The sequence below is a fragment of the bacterium genome (assembly GCA_012517375.1).
GTDB lineage: Bacteria > Hydrothermota > Tepidihabitantia > B3-TA06 > B3-TA06 > JAAYVC01.
This window is the reverse complement of record JAAYVC010000073.1, coordinates 38623-53456: the sequence shown is the minus strand read 5'-3', so window position 1 is coordinate 53456 and position 14834 is coordinate 38623. Positions and strand designations below refer to the sequence as shown.

The window sequence follows — 14834 nt, the reverse complement described above, 5'->3', positions numbered from 1 at the left end:
ACCCCAGTAGCCCTCGAACTTGTTTGGCGTTGAGCTGGTTACAAGGGTTCCCTGCCAGATGTAGAAGGGATGCAGACCTCCCCAATCGCCCGTTCCGTAGCCTGACCAGTCGGTGTCGGCGAAAGCCGCGAAGCCTGCAGCAATGACCAGCAGTGCGAGTAAAGCCCTTCCTCCAATACTTAAGGGTTTCATGATTTTCTCCGAGGTTAGAACGAGAAGCTTTATTGCTTCTCATCTGTATCTTAATTGTAAAAAAAAACGCAAATGTCAAGGTTTGGGCAAAAAAAGAGACGGGGTTGCCCCGCCTCTTTAATGCAAATTTCTAATTCTATTACTTGAGCTTAAGCACCAGCGGCTTCTGGTTCACGCGCGCCATGCCTTCGATAAGCGCCTTGTATTCAGGGTAAGCCTCAGGCGCAATCCAGGGGTCAAGAACCTGCACGCTTTCCGTGAACTTCATTGCGCCCGGTCTTGGCGTTAGGTTGGTCGCCGAATATGAGTCCTGCTTCGTCTTCAGCGATACATCCTTCGGCAGTTCGAGAAGGACTGCGCCCGCAGGAAGCTCTAACGTCAAATCGAGCATATCGGATGTGCGCGTCCGGCGGTCAATGGGGTAGAGCCTTTGCGCTGAACCGACCGAATACGCTGAATGCGTGACTCCCGGCAGATAGAAAAGCAAGTAGTCGCCCGCGCTCACGGCGTAGTCGGGAATGCTGACCCTGAGCGTGTACGAAACGTTGTCGTTAAGATTTTCAACGCCCTTGAACTCGAATGAGCGCAGCGCCGCGTTCGGATGAATCTCGGATGCAAGCCTTTCGGCTTCCTGCTTTCGCTCGTCCGCGGACATGGGCTTAAGATAGCTTTTCCATGAGTACGAAGTCCTGCCAGTGAAATCGACCCGCGTAGTCAAATCGAGGGAGCCGTCTGAGTTCAGCCTTGCTTCGGAATGCGTGACGGATGCGTCCTCCGCAGGACTCAAGAACGGCGTTTTCTTCAGCTTTCCCGAAGATATAGATAAACCCATAGCGTCCTGCTCGTTGAGCGTGCCGTATGCAAGATCGGGTACTGGGTCGAGCCAGATGCGGTCTTCAAAAAGCACGAGCGCGTAGTTAAGCTGACCGAGCGAGGGGAAGGAGGGGATAAGCCTGCCGGACCAACGGCTGCGTATGAGAACGAGGTCCGCATCGAGACCGGCTTCGAGCATCATTGCGTAAAGAAGAGTGGCGCGGTCGAGGTTGTTAGCGAATCTGCGCGAAAGCACATCCTCGCACTGGGTGGGCGCGTATGAGAAGCGGTCAGGAGCGGGGCCTGTATAGCGCACGTTCGTCGCGACGAACGAATAAAGCGCCCGGGCCTTCTCCTCACTCGTCGAAAGACCTTTCGTGAGCGAATCGACCAGCGAGGCAAGCGTACTGCCAGGCGTTACCGCATAGTCGAACGACGGCTTAAGTCTCGCCGCGATGGTCTGCCAGTCGCCCTTTTCGCTTACGATAAAGCGCGGCAGGTAGTCCGCTGAGGGAGGAAGATTATACTCGAACCTTTTAGGAAGCTGTGTCGGAATCTCCCATGTAAGAATCTCCCTGCCCTGTCTTGTCTCCTTGCGCGGAGCATCGCCGGTCGAGACCCAGACCGCTAGCGGACCGTTTTGAGGCTGTTCGACCTTTACAATCTCCTTGAGGGTCGGTTCGTTTGATTCGAGAATGAGCTGTTCAGAGAATGGATGCAGGCTGTCAATGACGTCCACTATCTTTGAAAACTGGAAATCTAAAATCGAGCCAAGTTTCGATTCCGGAACCGCTATCTGAATCTGCATCAAATTGCTGTATTCGGCAGGCGCGGGGTAAAGGCTCGTGCGGTTAATTGCAGCTTCGTTGATGGATGTTACTATTCCTTCGAGTGTTATGCCGCGGGCGAAATCGAGCTTTGCGCGGGAGCGGTCAGAAAGATAAAGCCACGTATTGTTGGCGGCCTGACCCTTTCCCGCTTCAGCAGTGATGAAACGAATCACGCGCTCGCGAACCTCTGCTTTTCCGTCATCACGCAAGGAGTAGGTGTGTTCAACGTAAAGGTTGATGAAGTTCACGTCGGAAAGACCAATGTCTTCAGGAGGGGTGAAGCTCGAAAGGACTTCCTTCAATACCGGATCGTCTATGTCCTTGACGGTCTTCCACTGGTCTCCTTCGCGCGGCTGCGGGATATCGATGCTTGCGACCTCTGATTTGGCGGCTTCAAGCTTTCCTTCCGGTGTTGAAAACCATACGCTGTCTGAGGTAATCTTTTCAAGGGTGCCTGTTTTTTCCTCTCCGTTGACCAGGTATATTACGTCATGGCTCGAACGTACTGAGGGTCTGCATCCTGAAAGAAGAACAATAATCGCGATATAAAGAAGGCGCTTCATTGGCCACCTCCTTCGACCTTGACAAGGATAGGTTTCTTGTGGTAGTTCGTTATCGAGTTCAGAAGCTTTTTGAAGGATTTGTATCTTTCAGGCGGAATAAGCCGTGACGAGCGTGCAAAGTCGTCTTCGAAGTGTATGAGTCCGTCCTCATCTTCGGTATAAGAAGCGCGGTAAGAAACGTCCGGTGTTTTGAGGTCTATCTCGGGAGGTATAAAGTCCGGTTTCCAGTTTTCGGGAAGTCTCAGAGTGACTGTATGACGTATTCCCTCGCTTGTGCTGTAGGCAAGGGGAAGCTTTCTCGATTCAAGGTCGAGTTCGTCAAAAGTGTACCTGCGTGCAATCTCAGGCAGGTTGACGAGCCCTACAGACCCTGCAAATGCCACGTAATTCCTTACCTTGTATGTTATCTTGAGGCTCAGCTGCTTGCTGAGATCCCCGATGTTCACAACATCGTAGTCGATTAACTCGGCATCGGGCGATTCGGCTTTGACCATCTGCTCGAAACGCATTCTCTTGTCCTCTTCCCTGGAAAAGTAGTTCCAGTAATACCGCAGGCCGGTTTCGAATTCGCCGTCGTAGAAACTCTGGTAACGAACAATAAGCGAACCGTCTTCATCTATCTCAAGATCCATGTGGTATTCGCGCAGTTCCTGCGTTGGTTCCGGCACCGGGATTATCTCAACCTCTCGTTTTAGCGCGTTTACCGAATAAACGCCGTGATCCATGGATGAAAAGGATGGATAACGAGAGAACCCGCCGTCAGACGAACCTGTTGCATCAAGATAGAAGCTTGTATCGGGCAGATAAACCTTGGTTATGCAGTGATTGCCGTAGTAGCTCGGAATATCCGGGTCGAGCATGGGGTCCTCGTCGTTCGTTCCGAGATACACTGGATAGGCCTCTATTCCTTGTGATTTCAGCATGGTGGAAAAGAGTATAGCCTTGTCCGTACAATCTCCGAAGCCTCTGTCAAGAGTGAACTGGGCAGGATGACCTGATACCCCGGAGGACGCGCTTCCTTTAATGGATATGTAGCGGATGTTGAGCTGAGTCCAGTAATAGAGCGCCGCTATTGTATCGTCCTTAGTCAGGGCAGAGGCAACAAGGCTGTCGGTGAGCTTTTGAATCTGGGGCGTAACCTTCATTCTCTCGGTCTGGAAGGCTGCGTACCAGTCGAAAAGCTTATCCCAGGATTCCTGGTTCGTGACGTCAACCCTTGCAAGAAAATCGCCTGCAGGAGGAGAGTTAGACTCGGGTATATACGGCTTCATGTTTTTAGTTGTCCAGACATAGGTTTTTCTGCCGTCTTTCGTCGAGATTACGGGTTCGGATGCTCCCGCAGGCATCCGGTACGACCTCCATTTTATGAATTCGGTCTCGGGCACGTCCACGGTAAGCCGGGAAAAGACGTAGGGGTCTTCGCCCTCGAAATAAAAACCGGCATCGAATATATCCTTGTTCCACGGGTTCAAATCTATGCTTTCGTACGAATACTCAACAATATCGCCTATCTCAACGCCTGGAAGTGTAAACGTCATCCACTGCCCTTTTCCGAAAAAGACTATATCCTCCCTGGGCGGGGTTTCTATCCTTATCGTCGACTTGTCGAGTTCGATGACCTTACCGTCGGGCTTTATTACCCTTGCAAAGTGGACCTTTACGTCGTTCTCACCCTCCCTGTAGTATGCCCTGAAAGTGGCAATATCCTTCCGCGCTTCTGAGAGCACGAGATAAGCCATGTGATATGAATAAATCTGTGTGCGGTCATCCATCAGGATATCGCTTCCGTCATCAAGAAGCAGTATTCCCTTTGCATCAGGGAATTTCTCCTTCGCTGTTTGAGCATTGCTTAAAAGTTCAGCAATATCGCCGCTTACTCTTGCTGTTCCCGAACCCTGACCGGTCGTGTTTTCAAAGATGACTTCCTTAACCTCGCCTGCCGGTATTGTGTCCGTATCAGTGATGAACTGTTTTCCGTTGAAAAATATATCGCTAGTCTTGAGTGTTCGGCCGTCGTGCAGTTCGAGCTTAACGCCGAAACCTGTTAAAAATGAAAGACATACAAGTACTATACTACGTCTCATTTATCCTCCTGGGATATGAAAAACTTTCGAACAATCCGACGCCTACAATTCAATAATTCTAAGCCAAAGAACGGCTGAGTCAAGACAATTATCCATCACAGGCACGATAACTCGACACGGGCAATTGTCAACTATGATAGAAATGGGTCAAAATTACAGTCGTTTGCTGAGTATTGAGCAAGATTGTATTGGAAGCTACTTGTTATTATCATGATTGGCCCGTAGCCGCGGTGCATATATCATGGAGATAGATACCTGTTAAATAATGTCGTTGTATCCGCGACTCACAGCATCGCTGCGTGCTTTTTGCTTGACTTGAATAGTTAAAATCGATATCATCGTGATAATGAACGCAAGCAATCACTTCCTGCTTAAAGCGAAGCACGTAGTTTCAATGGACGAGAAAGCTTCTCTTTTTTCTCCAGGCTATGTGGAGATAGAGGGAGGCACGATTAAGTCGACGGGGAGCACAGAGGATAAAGTTTTTTCAGTCGAAACCATTGATTACGGTGATGCTGCCATAATACCGGGGTTAATCAACTCCCACAACCATGCTGCAATGTGTCTCTTCAGGGGTATTGCGGACGATCTTCCCCTGGATGAATGGCTTTCCGGACACATCTGGCCGCTTGAGGCAAAACATCTTTCTCCGGAGTTTATCAGGGCAGGTGTAAGGCTCGCTGCGGTCGAGATGCTTAAGTCCGGAACAACCTTTTTCTCCGACATGTACTTTTTCGAGCACGAGGCTGCCCGAGCCGCAAAAGATGCCGGCATAAGAATCCAGCTAGGAGAAGGGCTTCTTGCTTTCCCTACGCCTTCGGCCAAGAACCCCGAAGATACCTTCAAGAACATCAAGGAGCAATACGAGAAGTATCGGGACGATTCGCTTGTGCACCTATCCATAGCCTGTCATTCCACTTATGCGACAACCGAAGACCAGCTGCACCGTGCGGCAGAACTTGCCTCGCTGTGGAATCTGCCAGTACAGATACACTGCGCCGAGACGGAAAAAGAAGCGCAGGAATCCATTGCCAAACGCGGTAAGAGCCAGGTTGCATACTTGAGCGAAATAGGTCTGCTTGATACCCGGATTGGTCTTGTCCACATGGTTTGGCCTCAGGAAGGGGACCTGGACCTCCTAAAGAAGGATAATATTGGTGTTGTGCTATGTCCTCAATCGAACCTTAAGCTTGCATCGGGAATACCGCCCTTCGGACTCTATTTGAAAAAAGGTATCCGCATGTCGCTCGGAACGGACAGCGCGGCGTCGAACAACAATCTGGATATCTGGGAGGAGATGCGGCTTGCCGCGCTCCTTGCAAAAGGGAGTTCTCTTGACCCTACATCGCTTTCTGCCAAGGAGGCTCTGCGAACCGTCACCATCGATGCCGCCCGTACATGGGGCATTGAGGCCGAACTCGGATCAATCGAGGTTGGAAAGAAGGCTGATGTTGTGGTTGTTGATCTGTCGCGGCCGCATAACACGCCTTCTTATGACGTTTATTCGACTCTTGTTTATGCGGCAGGAGGGTCTGATGTAAGGGATGTGTATGTTGAAGGCAGAAGGGTTCTTAAGGATGGAAAAGTCACCGGTCTCGATGAAGCGGAGGTCTTGAAAGAGGCAAGATGCTGGTCTAAAAAGATCAGAGATTCCAGAGCTAATGTCTGAAAGAGTACTCGTTACCGGTGCATCCGGCTTCCTGGGCTCTCACATATGTGAAGCTGCAAGAAGCCGTGGCTATGATGTTTACGCGCTCATAAGGCCGGAAAGCTCCGCCGGGTGGCTCGGCGAGGGCTTAAACGTCATCAGGGCGGAACTCTCTGACAAGGATAAAATCTCCTCGTATCTTGAGGGAATCGACTATGTCATCCATAACGCAGGAGTGCTAGCCACTACTTCGAGAAATGAAAGGGATTCGCGCCGAACAAACCTCGAACTGACAAAGAAACTTGTCGTGGAGTGCATCAACAAAGGAGTCAAACGATTCGTTTTCGTATCGAGCCTTGCCGCAGGAGGTCCGGGGAGCGGACCCGAGGCAAGAACAGAGACCGATCCCGATAGACCTGTATCCCACTACGGCCGGAGCAAGCTTGAAGCCGAAAGAACCCTGTCATCACTATCCAAAAGCCTATTCACAATCAGCCTGCGCTATTCGATGATATACGGGCCTCGGGACCGCAATATTCTCGGCTTTTTCAAGGCCGCCAGCGGCAGGACAATTCCTCTGATGGGGTATAAACCTATCTACACTTCGATGGTCTATGTCAAGGACGCCGCTAACGCAGCCCTGTCAGCCCTTTCCGCCGAAGTCGAGCCCGGAGGGGTATATCAGATTACTGACGGAGAGTGCTACACTCTGGATTTGCTTTACGATTGCATAGAGGATGTTCTAGGAAAGGAAAAAAAAGGACGCAGGCGTAAGATTCCGTTCTGGCTTGTGTCGCTTGCAGCATGGTGGAACCACGATATTGCAAACGCCCGCGGAATTTCTCCTGACCAGGTTCGCCAATTCAGAGCCCTTTACTGGTACGCGTCTGCTGAAAAGGCAAGAAGGGAGCTTGGCTGGAAACCGGGGTTCAGACTTAAGGAAGGTCTTCGTGCAACCGTTGACTGGTACAAGGAACATGGATGGCTGTGATTGATTTTGTATCGTTGACTCCGGCTAATCCCATTAGATGGATTATTTCATGAAGCGCTCGGCAAAAAAAATACTCGTTACTGGAGCATCGGGATTCCTTGGTTCACACATCTGCGAGGCTGCGCATGAAGCCGGTTACGAAGTGCACGCCCTTATTCGAGAAACGAGCTCGCGTCAGTGGCTTAAGTACTACTGGCTTAACCTGCATACGGTTGATCTCAACGAATGCTCTGATATAGCCTCACTGCTTAAGCAAATGGACGCAGTAATTCACAACGCAGGCGCAACCAATGAGATAGATACCGAGATTTATCACAAGGTTAACGTAGAAGGCACGAAGAACCTCGTCGAGGAATGCATCAAAGCCGGAGTGCGTAGATTCGTATTCATATCGAGCCATGCAGCAGGAGGCCCTACCGAAGACAAGATTACGAAGACAGAAGAAGACCCTGATTGCCCCATATCCCGGTATGGTAAGAGCAAGAAAGAAGCCGAGGAAGTGCTTTATTCTTTTCGCGATAGGATAGAAGTCGTGAGCTTGAGGTTTCCGACTATTTACGGGCCGCGAGGAACCGAACTCCTGGGCGTCTTCAAGATGCTTAGCAGTTTCATAAAGCCTCATCCGGGGTTCAGACCCACCTATGTCTCGATGCTCTATGTAACCGATGCAGCCAAGGCGGCTGTTGCAGCCGTAACCGCGAATGTTAAGTCCGGATCATTCTACTACATCAATGACGGCATGGATTATCTTGTGACAATGGAGTATCTCTATAACCTGATTTCCGATTCCCTTGGCAGCAAAGGAATCCTTATCAAGCTTCCCTTTTTCCTTCTCGACGTTGCCGTATTCATATTAGTCAAGCTGCTTAAGAAACGGACGCCGTTGACTCCTGATAAGGTTAAAGAGATGAAGGCCCAGTTCTGGGTTGCCTCCTCTGACAAGGCGCAAAAGGAACTCGGATGGCGGCCCGAGGTGCTTCTTCGCGAAGGCATTAAGCGCACGACCGAATGGTACAGGACTTATCAGTGGATATAGAAGGACTATTCTGTCAATGTACGGGCATGGGATTACCAATAGTCGAGATATTACGATGATAAAGACAAGAAAGATTCTGGTTACAGGCGCATCCGGCTTCCTGGGCTCTCATATATGCGACGCGCTTCATGAAGAGGGATTCGAAGTACACGCCCTTGTTCGCGCGTCAAGCTCAAGAAAGTGGCTTGGTCAATCGTGGCTCAAACTGCATACGTTCGAACTCACCGACCGTAACAGTCTGCGCTCCCTGCTTAAAGGTTTTGATGCGGTTATTCATTCCGCTGCGGAACTTATTGGTGCAAGTGTTGACGATTTGCAGAAAGTCAATGTTGAAGCTACATGCATACTGGCCGAGGAGGCAGTAAGGATGCGCGTCGGAAGATTCGTGTTCATTTCGAGCAGGGATGCGGGCGGATTCTCACGAAACATAATCCCTAAGAAGGAATCGGATCCTGACAATCCTCATACCCCTTACGGCAAAAGCAAGAAGCACGCGGAAGAGGCGCTTGCTACCCTTAAGAATGAGATATCAATAGTCAATCTGAGACCCGTCCTCATTTACGGGCCGCGCGATAAGCATCTTTTTCGATTGTTCAAACTAATCAAAACGATGCCGGCGGTTCCTATCGTTGGTGCAAGACCCGTATATATGTCTCTTGTTTTTGTCAGGGACGTGGCTCTGGCCGTGCTTGCATCCCTTTGTGCGTCCGTTCCTTCGGGTTCAACGTACTACGTCTCCGACGGTATGCCGCACACGCTTGAGGATTTTTACAGGTCAATCGCCTCTTCGCTTGGGAAAAAACCAAGAATCATAAGGGTCCCTGCAAGGCCGGCGGCAGCGTTTGTTGGACTGATGTACGGGTCGAGAACGAGGGAACTGGCGCTTACGCCCGAGACTATCAGGGATTTCCGATATCGTTATCGTCTCGTATCCATCGAGCGGGCAGCAAGAGAACTGAACTGGCAACCGGAAACAATGCTAGATGAGGGTGTTGCGCTTACATCAGAGTGGTACAGGAGCGAGGGGTGGCTATAGCCTTACTAAAAAAAGGAAATGTTGACATAGACAAGGGTTGTTGCCTCTGATTATAATCGGATTATCATTGGTATAAGATGCAGAAGAATATCAGAAGCGTTCTCGTGACCGGTGCGTCCGGGTTCCTCGGTTCGCACATATGCGAGGCGCTCCACGAAGCAGGATACCGGGTGCATGCGCTTGTCCGTTCCACGAGCTCGAGGCGCTGGATAAGTCATTCCTGGCTTAGGATTCATGTAGCCGAGTTGAGCGACAGGGTCGCGCTCTCACGAATTCTTTGCGGGGTCGATGCCGTAGTACATGCCGCAGGCGCTCTATGGGGAGATTACCATTCGATTAATACGGATATAACGCAAACCATCGCGGAGGAGAGCGTCAGAGCTGGCATTAAGAAATTCATTTACGTATCGAGCATAGCAGCCGGAGGCCCGAGCAACGGACCAGTTCAGAGGGACGGCAACGAACCCGATGCTCCCTGCACGCTCTACGGCATAAGCAAAAAAGATGCTGAGAGGTTCCTCACTGGTCTGAGCAAGGATATTGACATAGTAATACTTCGTTACCCCATGATCTATGGTCCTCGCGATACGCAGGGCTTAAGGTTATTCAAGACGTTCAACATATTCATCAATCCCAGCGTGGGTGTCAGGCACCGCTTCATATCCGTTGTCTATGTTAAGGATGCTGCCCGGACTGTAGTTGCGGCAATAGAGTCCGAAGTTAAAAGCGGAAGCATCTACAACATTTCAGACGGCTCGAATAATACTTTCAACGAGCTGTACCGGATAATAGGCCAGGTATGGCATAGATGGGCGCTTCGCATCCCCGTCCCCTTCGCCTTGATCATGTTCGGAGCATGGTTTATCTCCAAGGTTCTCAAGGCAAAGACAGCCTTCAATCCCGAACAGCTGGAGATGTTTTCCAAGCGATACTGGCTCATCTCGCCCAGGCGTGCGAACCTTGAACTGGGATGGAGACCTCGAACAGAAATCTACAAGGGTGTTCGCGAGACGTTGGACTGGTACAAGGAGATGAAGTGGCTTTGATTATTTCGGGATTCGGCTGTATCCATAAAAGGAGGAACATTGACCGCAAAGAAGCTTCTTGCAGAGCTTGAGATAGTCGCTGAGCATCTGGGCATCAAGACGATATACGATACGTTCGACGGCAGGGGAGGAGGATGCAGGGTTGTGGAAAACCGCTACGTCGTTATCAATAAGCGTCTTTCGGACGAAATTAAAGCGGAGCTTTTCCTTAAGGCGTTATCCGACATGCCCATAGACGAGATATTCATCAAGCCCGAGATAAGACAACTGCTGGAACAAGCACGCTCTTCCTCCCCAGAGATAAATAAAGACTAGCGAGTTGTAGGAACAACCCAAAGAATACCAAGAGCCCCTTGCGGAGCTCTCAATATCAATCTCGGATTTGTCAGGTCTTTCTCTTGCGGTTTGAGAGCTTGAAGAATATGAACCATGCCAGAAGGATCAATAAAGTGTAGCCGGCGGTGGCGGCAAGCGTTATCCAGTAGAGGTTGTGCTTCTGCATCTGGTATCCTTCTGTCAGAAAAGCGGGCATGAAGAGAAGCGGAAGTCCAAGAATCACCGCTATGCCTGAACCATAAACCAGATCGGAAGCCGCCGATGTTCTGAACTCGGGATCAACACCGCGCAAGAGCCCCATGCCGGTTGCCACTGTGCCGGTCTGGGTACCGAAGAACGCGAGAAAATGCTCGACGAAGGTCTTGGGCCAGACCTTTGACACGAAGAACCATGTGTAGAAGATGGTTGCAACGCCTCCTACAGTGGTTACTATTAGCAATGGAACGACGTAGTCGGCAAATACCCTCAGGTCAATCGCGGCAATCGAAGCGGCAATCATGAAGTCGACGCTTATGCCGCCGATATGGTTCAGGATGTAATTACTGCGGGTTTTATCCTTTAGTAAGATTCCTTTGTCCTCCAGCACGTCTATAAGCTTGGTTAAGAGGTTGCCCACAAGCGCTCCGAAAGCGAACACGAGAACCCACAGAAGGGAATTTAAATTCTTTGCCAGATTCCCTGGGAAAGCCTTGGTCAGGAGCGTAGTCAGACCTAAAATCATGAAGTAGACGCCGAGATACACAACTCCAACGAGCATGATCTGAGTGGAAGCCTTGTCTACGGAACGCGACATTCCCTCAAAATCACGTTCTTTTTCCACAAGCATTGCCGCCGGTTTGCCTTCAAGACCAGGCGAGGGTTCGCCTCTCCTGGCGCGTCTGCGCATGAGAAAGTTCATGAGAGGAACCCCGACAAAGCAGGCCCAGAGGAATCCAAGAGTTGAGAAGCTGAATCCGATGGATGTTCCATTGGGGAATGTCGAGGAACCGGCAGGCATGGTTTTATCGGCAAATACAAGCGTCTGAGGAAGGGGGAGGGTCTGCCACGTGTGACCCATTCCGCCTGCCAGTCCCGGTCCCTGGGCGAACCCCAAAGGCAGAAGAAATCCGAAGTTCGGAAAGAGACTTGGGTATAGCGTTAGAATGAGGATTAAGGTGATTGCTAGCCCCAAAAATCCCTGTATGCCATACGAGGCTATTGTAAAGAAACCTCCAGAAAACGCCGTTTTAGCTTTATCCTTTACCTCCGACTTCTTCAGCGAAAGGGCAATGAATCCTATAGCCATCAGGTGATAGACAATTGCCGCGAGTCTGTCAGTATTCCAAGGTATTATCTTGAGGACGCTAGGTCCTGCCACAATTCCTAAAAGGCCGGCAAGAATCGCGTCGGGAATGCGGAATTTAGAAAAGAAGGGCACATATCTTCGGATAGTTATGGAAATGAGAAGCAGAACGGCGATGTAGCAAAAATCGAGTATCAAATCATACGAGAAGGGCGCACCCATTAAAGCCTCCTTGTTTTCTTTTCGGATTAAACATTATGAATTCCTTCATCCAGGATGTTTGGTTTCTATTTTTTCTCAACTTTATCCACCCTGGAATGTTTGGTCAGATATTTAAACGACCAGGGGTTGAGCCAAAGCCCAAGCACCAGAGCCAGATACCCCAGAAGTATCAATAGAGTCCACCAGTAGTATTGCGGCTGACCGGTCTTTAAACCATATATTGGTATTGCCGCGACAAAGATCAAAGGAGCCGCTATGGGCAAAGCCATTGCTGAGCCGTAAACCAGATCAGAAGTTGCGGACGTCTTGAACTCAGGGTCTACACCGCGCAGAAGCGCCATGCCTGAAGCAAGCGTACCGGTCTGGTCTCCGAAGAACGCGACAAAATGCTCCACAAAAGTCTTAGGCCACACGAGCTTTACGAGAAACCATGTATAACCAATTGTCGCGAGTCCGCCCAGTGTCGTTATAAGAAGGATAGGTACGATGTAAGCCTGGAAGACCCTTATATCTATTGCGGCTATAGATGCAGCAATCATGAAGTCAATTGCAAGACCTCCGAGGTGCTGCAGGAGGTGATCGTCGGAGATGCGTTCCTTGAGTATTTTTCTGTCCTCAAGGGTGTGGATTATCTTTCCAACCGCCGTACCTATAAGCGCTCCGAACACGAACTGAATTGACCAGAAAATGGGAACTATCGTCGAGGCTAAGTCCTTCGGGGTATACGTACTTAGCACCCATGTGAGACCCTTGAGGCAAAAGAAAAGGATAACGTAAATTACAAGTATAATAGCAACCTGGATGGTCATCTTATCAACCGAAAAATCGCTTGTGGTTCCTTTTTCCTCGACCTTCACGCTCTCCGGGGTCGCCTTCAGCACTTCTCTAGGTTTCTTGCCTTCTTTTTTGAGGCGTCTTCGTATCAGCCAGTTCATCAGGGGGACGCCCACGAAGCATGCCCAGAAGAGCCCGATCGTCGAGAAGCTGAATCCGACGGACGTGCCGAATTCGAGCGCTTTCTTTCCTGACGGGAGGACTATGTTGCCCCACTCCGTGCCCATTGAGCCAGCCATCTGCGGTCCCTGCGCGAATGAAAAGGGCAGGAACAGCCCAAAAGCCGGAAAGAGATTAGGGTAGATAGTCTTTATAAGAATCAAGGTTATGAGAAGCCCAAGGCCACCCTGGATGGCGTAAGAGACGCCGTTGTAGAATCCTGTCGAAATGGCAGTGCGCGTTCGGCCCTTCTGTTCCTCCCTTCGCAGAGCAAGAGCCGTAAAGGCAATAGTCGAAAAGTGATAAACTATTGCGGCCATGCGATCGGTTTGAAAAGGCAGTATCTTCAAAATGCTTGGGCCAAGAATCACGCCAATGATGCCTGCTATGATTGCATCGGGTACGCGAAAGGTTTTGAGAAACGGAAGCGCTTTTCGGATGAGCCAGGCCACTATCAGAAGTACGGCTATGTAACCAAGATCCATCACAAGGTCCCATGGATAACTCATGAAACTCCTCCTTCGCTTTTTTCTAACATTGCTTTCTGCGTGATGAAGTCCCAGAAGTAGGCGGATTGACCGAAGAATGTCATTCGGTAAGCCATTCCAGGAAGAAAGAATTCGAACTTTTGATTCCAAGCGACATTTGCGCCTCTCAGATCTGAAAGGAAAGAATCGAGTAAAACCTTGCCGTCCTCACGAATGAAGACCAGACGGTAATCACGTGTCAACTGAGCCTTGCCAGTACCCTGGAAACGGAAGTGCCTGGTTCTTATGTCATCAGTCTCTGCCGACCAAAACTTCGCAGATTGTTCCACAAGAGTATTAAGGTTTTTTTGGCGTTCTCCTAATATCTCCATGGTTTTCTTGTTCGTCCATTTAGCCCAGTCGATATATAGGCTGAAATTCAGGGAATCCTTTCCGTATTTATCCCCCATTTTTTTTAGCGCAAAAGTCCCGTTGCCTGCGAATTGCCATCTGGCTTTGCAGTGCCTGCATTCTACAAACCGTTCGCTTGATTCGAGTGTAAAGAAACTCAGGCAATGCGGGCAAAGCCACAAGCGAAGCTCAAGGTGCTCGGCAACCCTTGGGCTATCGAACAGCTGATTCGTAACAAAGGGGTCTTCGAGTTCGTTGTAATTCAGTTTTTCTTCGATTTTTCGCTTTATCTCAGCGACATCTTCCGGTATGGAGGAGGGGTCCTCGAAAAGATAGTGGAATTCAAAGATAATCCGGCCTCTTCTTATTCTGTTCGACCATCTCGGCCACGACATGTAAGAGCCCCGCTGCTTAACGCATATAACAGGTATTTTCAACTTCTGCACGAGTCTCGGGATAGTATCCTCGAGCGGAATGGTTTCGCCGTCCCAGTTGCGCTGACCTTCGGGGAAAACGCCGATAATCTCTCCGCGTTTAACGGCTTTCAGCAATTCCCGCATGGTTACCGAGTCGGGGATGTTCTTTGTCTTGGGTATTCCCTTGAGCCACCCAAGCATTACTTTCAAGGGCTTGTAGCGGAAGTATTCATCCGAAACGACATATCGAATAGGCCTCAGCACGAAATCAGCTAGCATAAAGGGGTCTACCGTATTGGTATGATTGGCAAGCAGAAATGCAGCCTGTCCTCTTCGCGGAAAGAATTTCTTTCCACAAGCCCTTGTTTGCCAGAAGAGACGGAATGGTGGTCCGATAAAAATCTTAATCCACCACCAGAAGATGTCCCTCCACAGAAATGACAGCCATTCTCGCAGCATCAGGTTAAT

12 protein-coding genes are annotated in these 14834 nt (G+C 49.9%); 6 read left to right on the top strand and 6 right to left on the bottom strand.

From position 1 onward, the window contains the following. From GX441_08225 to GX441_08215, 3 genes are all read right to left on the bottom strand, one after another. Nucleotides 1-192 (bottom strand): hypothetical protein (locus GX441_08225; GenBank protein ID NLI98628.1); only part of this gene is annotated, 192 nt, incomplete at its 3' end. Between the two features lie 139 nt (nt 193-331). Continuing rightward, entirely contained in the window at nt 332-2398 is a 2067-nt protein-coding gene (locus tag GX441_08220) for a DUF3857 domain-containing protein (protein NLI98627.1), read from the bottom strand. Next, a complete protein-coding gene (locus tag GX441_08215) occupies nt 2395-4482 on the bottom strand; it encodes a DUF3857 and transglutaminase domain-containing protein (GenBank protein NLI98626.1) in 2088 nt (695 codons plus the stop codon). The genes GX441_08220 and GX441_08215 overlap by 4 nt, the downstream gene beginning before the upstream one ends. Nucleotides 4483-4828: 346 nt before the next feature. Here GX441_08215 and GX441_08210 point away from each other — a divergent pair, with 346 nt between their 5' ends. The 6 genes from GX441_08210 to GX441_08185 all read left to right on the top strand — a co-directional run bounded on the left by GX441_08210 (nt 4829) and on the right by GX441_08185 (nt 10554). After that, the gene (locus GX441_08210; protein ID NLI98625.1) at nt 4829-6151 is read left to right on the top strand and encodes an amidohydrolase family protein; all 1323 of its coding nucleotides are present in this window, start codon (nt 4829-4831) and stop codon (nt 6149-6151) included. After that, nucleotides 6144-7121, top strand: a complete 978-nt coding sequence (locus GX441_08205; protein ID NLI98624.1) for an NAD(P)-dependent oxidoreductase — start codon at nt 6144-6146, stop codon at nt 7119-7121. Before GX441_08210 ends, GX441_08205 begins: the two co-directional genes overlap by 8 nt. Before the next feature lie 49 nt (nt 7122-7170). After that, nucleotides 7171-8157, top strand: a complete 987-nt coding sequence (locus GX441_08200; protein NLI98623.1) for an NAD(P)-dependent oxidoreductase — start codon at nt 7171-7173, stop codon at nt 8155-8157. Nucleotides 8158-8212: 55 nt separating this feature from the next. Then, entirely contained in the window at nt 8213-9193 is a 981-nt protein-coding gene (locus GX441_08195; protein ID NLI98622.1) for an NAD(P)-dependent oxidoreductase, read from the top strand. 77 nt (nt 9194-9270) lie between these two features. Then, nucleotides 9271-10239 carry an NAD(P)-dependent oxidoreductase gene (locus tag GX441_08190; GenBank protein NLI98621.1) on the top strand — a complete coding sequence of 323 codons (969 nt, stop codon included), beginning with the start codon at nt 9271-9273 and terminating at the stop codon, nt 10237-10239. 39 nt (nt 10240-10278) lie between these two features. After that, nucleotides 10279-10554 (top strand): hypothetical protein, encoded by a 276-nt coding sequence (locus GX441_08185; GenBank protein ID NLI98620.1) that lies wholly within the window; start codon nt 10279-10281, stop codon nt 10552-10554. A 70-nt stretch (nt 10555-10624) separates the two neighbouring features. Here the strand turns inward: GX441_08185 and GX441_08180 are convergent, their stop codons facing one another. From GX441_08180 to GX441_08170, 3 genes are all read right to left on the bottom strand, one after another. After that, entirely contained in the window at nt 10625-12079 is a 1455-nt protein-coding gene (locus GX441_08180; protein NLI98619.1) for a hypothetical protein, read from the bottom strand. 65 nt (nt 12080-12144) lie between these two features. Next, nucleotides 12145-13581, bottom strand: a complete 1437-nt coding sequence (locus GX441_08175) for a hypothetical protein (protein ID NLI98618.1) — start codon at nt 13579-13581, stop codon at nt 12145-12147. Beyond that, entirely contained in the window at nt 13578-14825 is a 1248-nt protein-coding gene (locus GX441_08170) for a 1-acyl-sn-glycerol-3-phosphate acyltransferase (protein NLI98617.1), read from the bottom strand. The genes GX441_08175 and GX441_08170 overlap by 4 nt, the downstream gene beginning before the upstream one ends. Between the last annotated feature and the right edge of the window lie 9 nt (nt 14826-14834).

Coding starts and splice junctions, on each gene's coding strand:
- GX441_08220 (NLI98627.1), bottom strand. CDS start 2,398: ATGAAGCGCCTTCTTTATATCGCGATTATTGTTCTTCTTTCAGGATGC.
- GX441_08215 (NLI98626.1), bottom strand. CDS start 4,482: ATGAGACGTAGTATAGTACTTGTATGTCTTTCATTTTTAACAGGTTTC.
- GX441_08210 (NLI98625.1), top strand. CDS start 4,829: ATGAACGCAAGCAATCACTTCCTGCTTAAAGCGAAGCACGTAGTTTCA.
- GX441_08205 (NLI98624.1), top strand. CDS start 6,144: ATGTCTGAAAGAGTACTCGTTACCGGTGCATCCGGCTTCCTGGGCTCT.
- GX441_08200 (NLI98623.1), top strand. CDS start 7,171: ATGAAGCGCTCGGCAAAAAAAATACTCGTTACTGGAGCATCGGGATTC.
- GX441_08195 (NLI98622.1), top strand. CDS start 8,213: ATGATAAAGACAAGAAAGATTCTGGTTACAGGCGCATCCGGCTTCCTG.
- GX441_08190 (NLI98621.1), top strand. CDS start 9,271: ATGCAGAAGAATATCAGAAGCGTTCTCGTGACCGGTGCGTCCGGGTTC.
- GX441_08180 (NLI98619.1), bottom strand. CDS start 12,079: ATGGGTGCGCCCTTCTCGTATGATTTGATACTCGATTTTTGCTACATC.
- GX441_08175 (NLI98618.1), bottom strand. CDS start 13,581: ATGAGTTATCCATGGGACCTTGTGATGGATCTTGGTTACATAGCCGTA.
- GX441_08170 (NLI98617.1), bottom strand. CDS start 14,825: ATGCTGCGAGAATGGCTGTCATTTCTGTGGAGGGACATCTTCTGGTGG.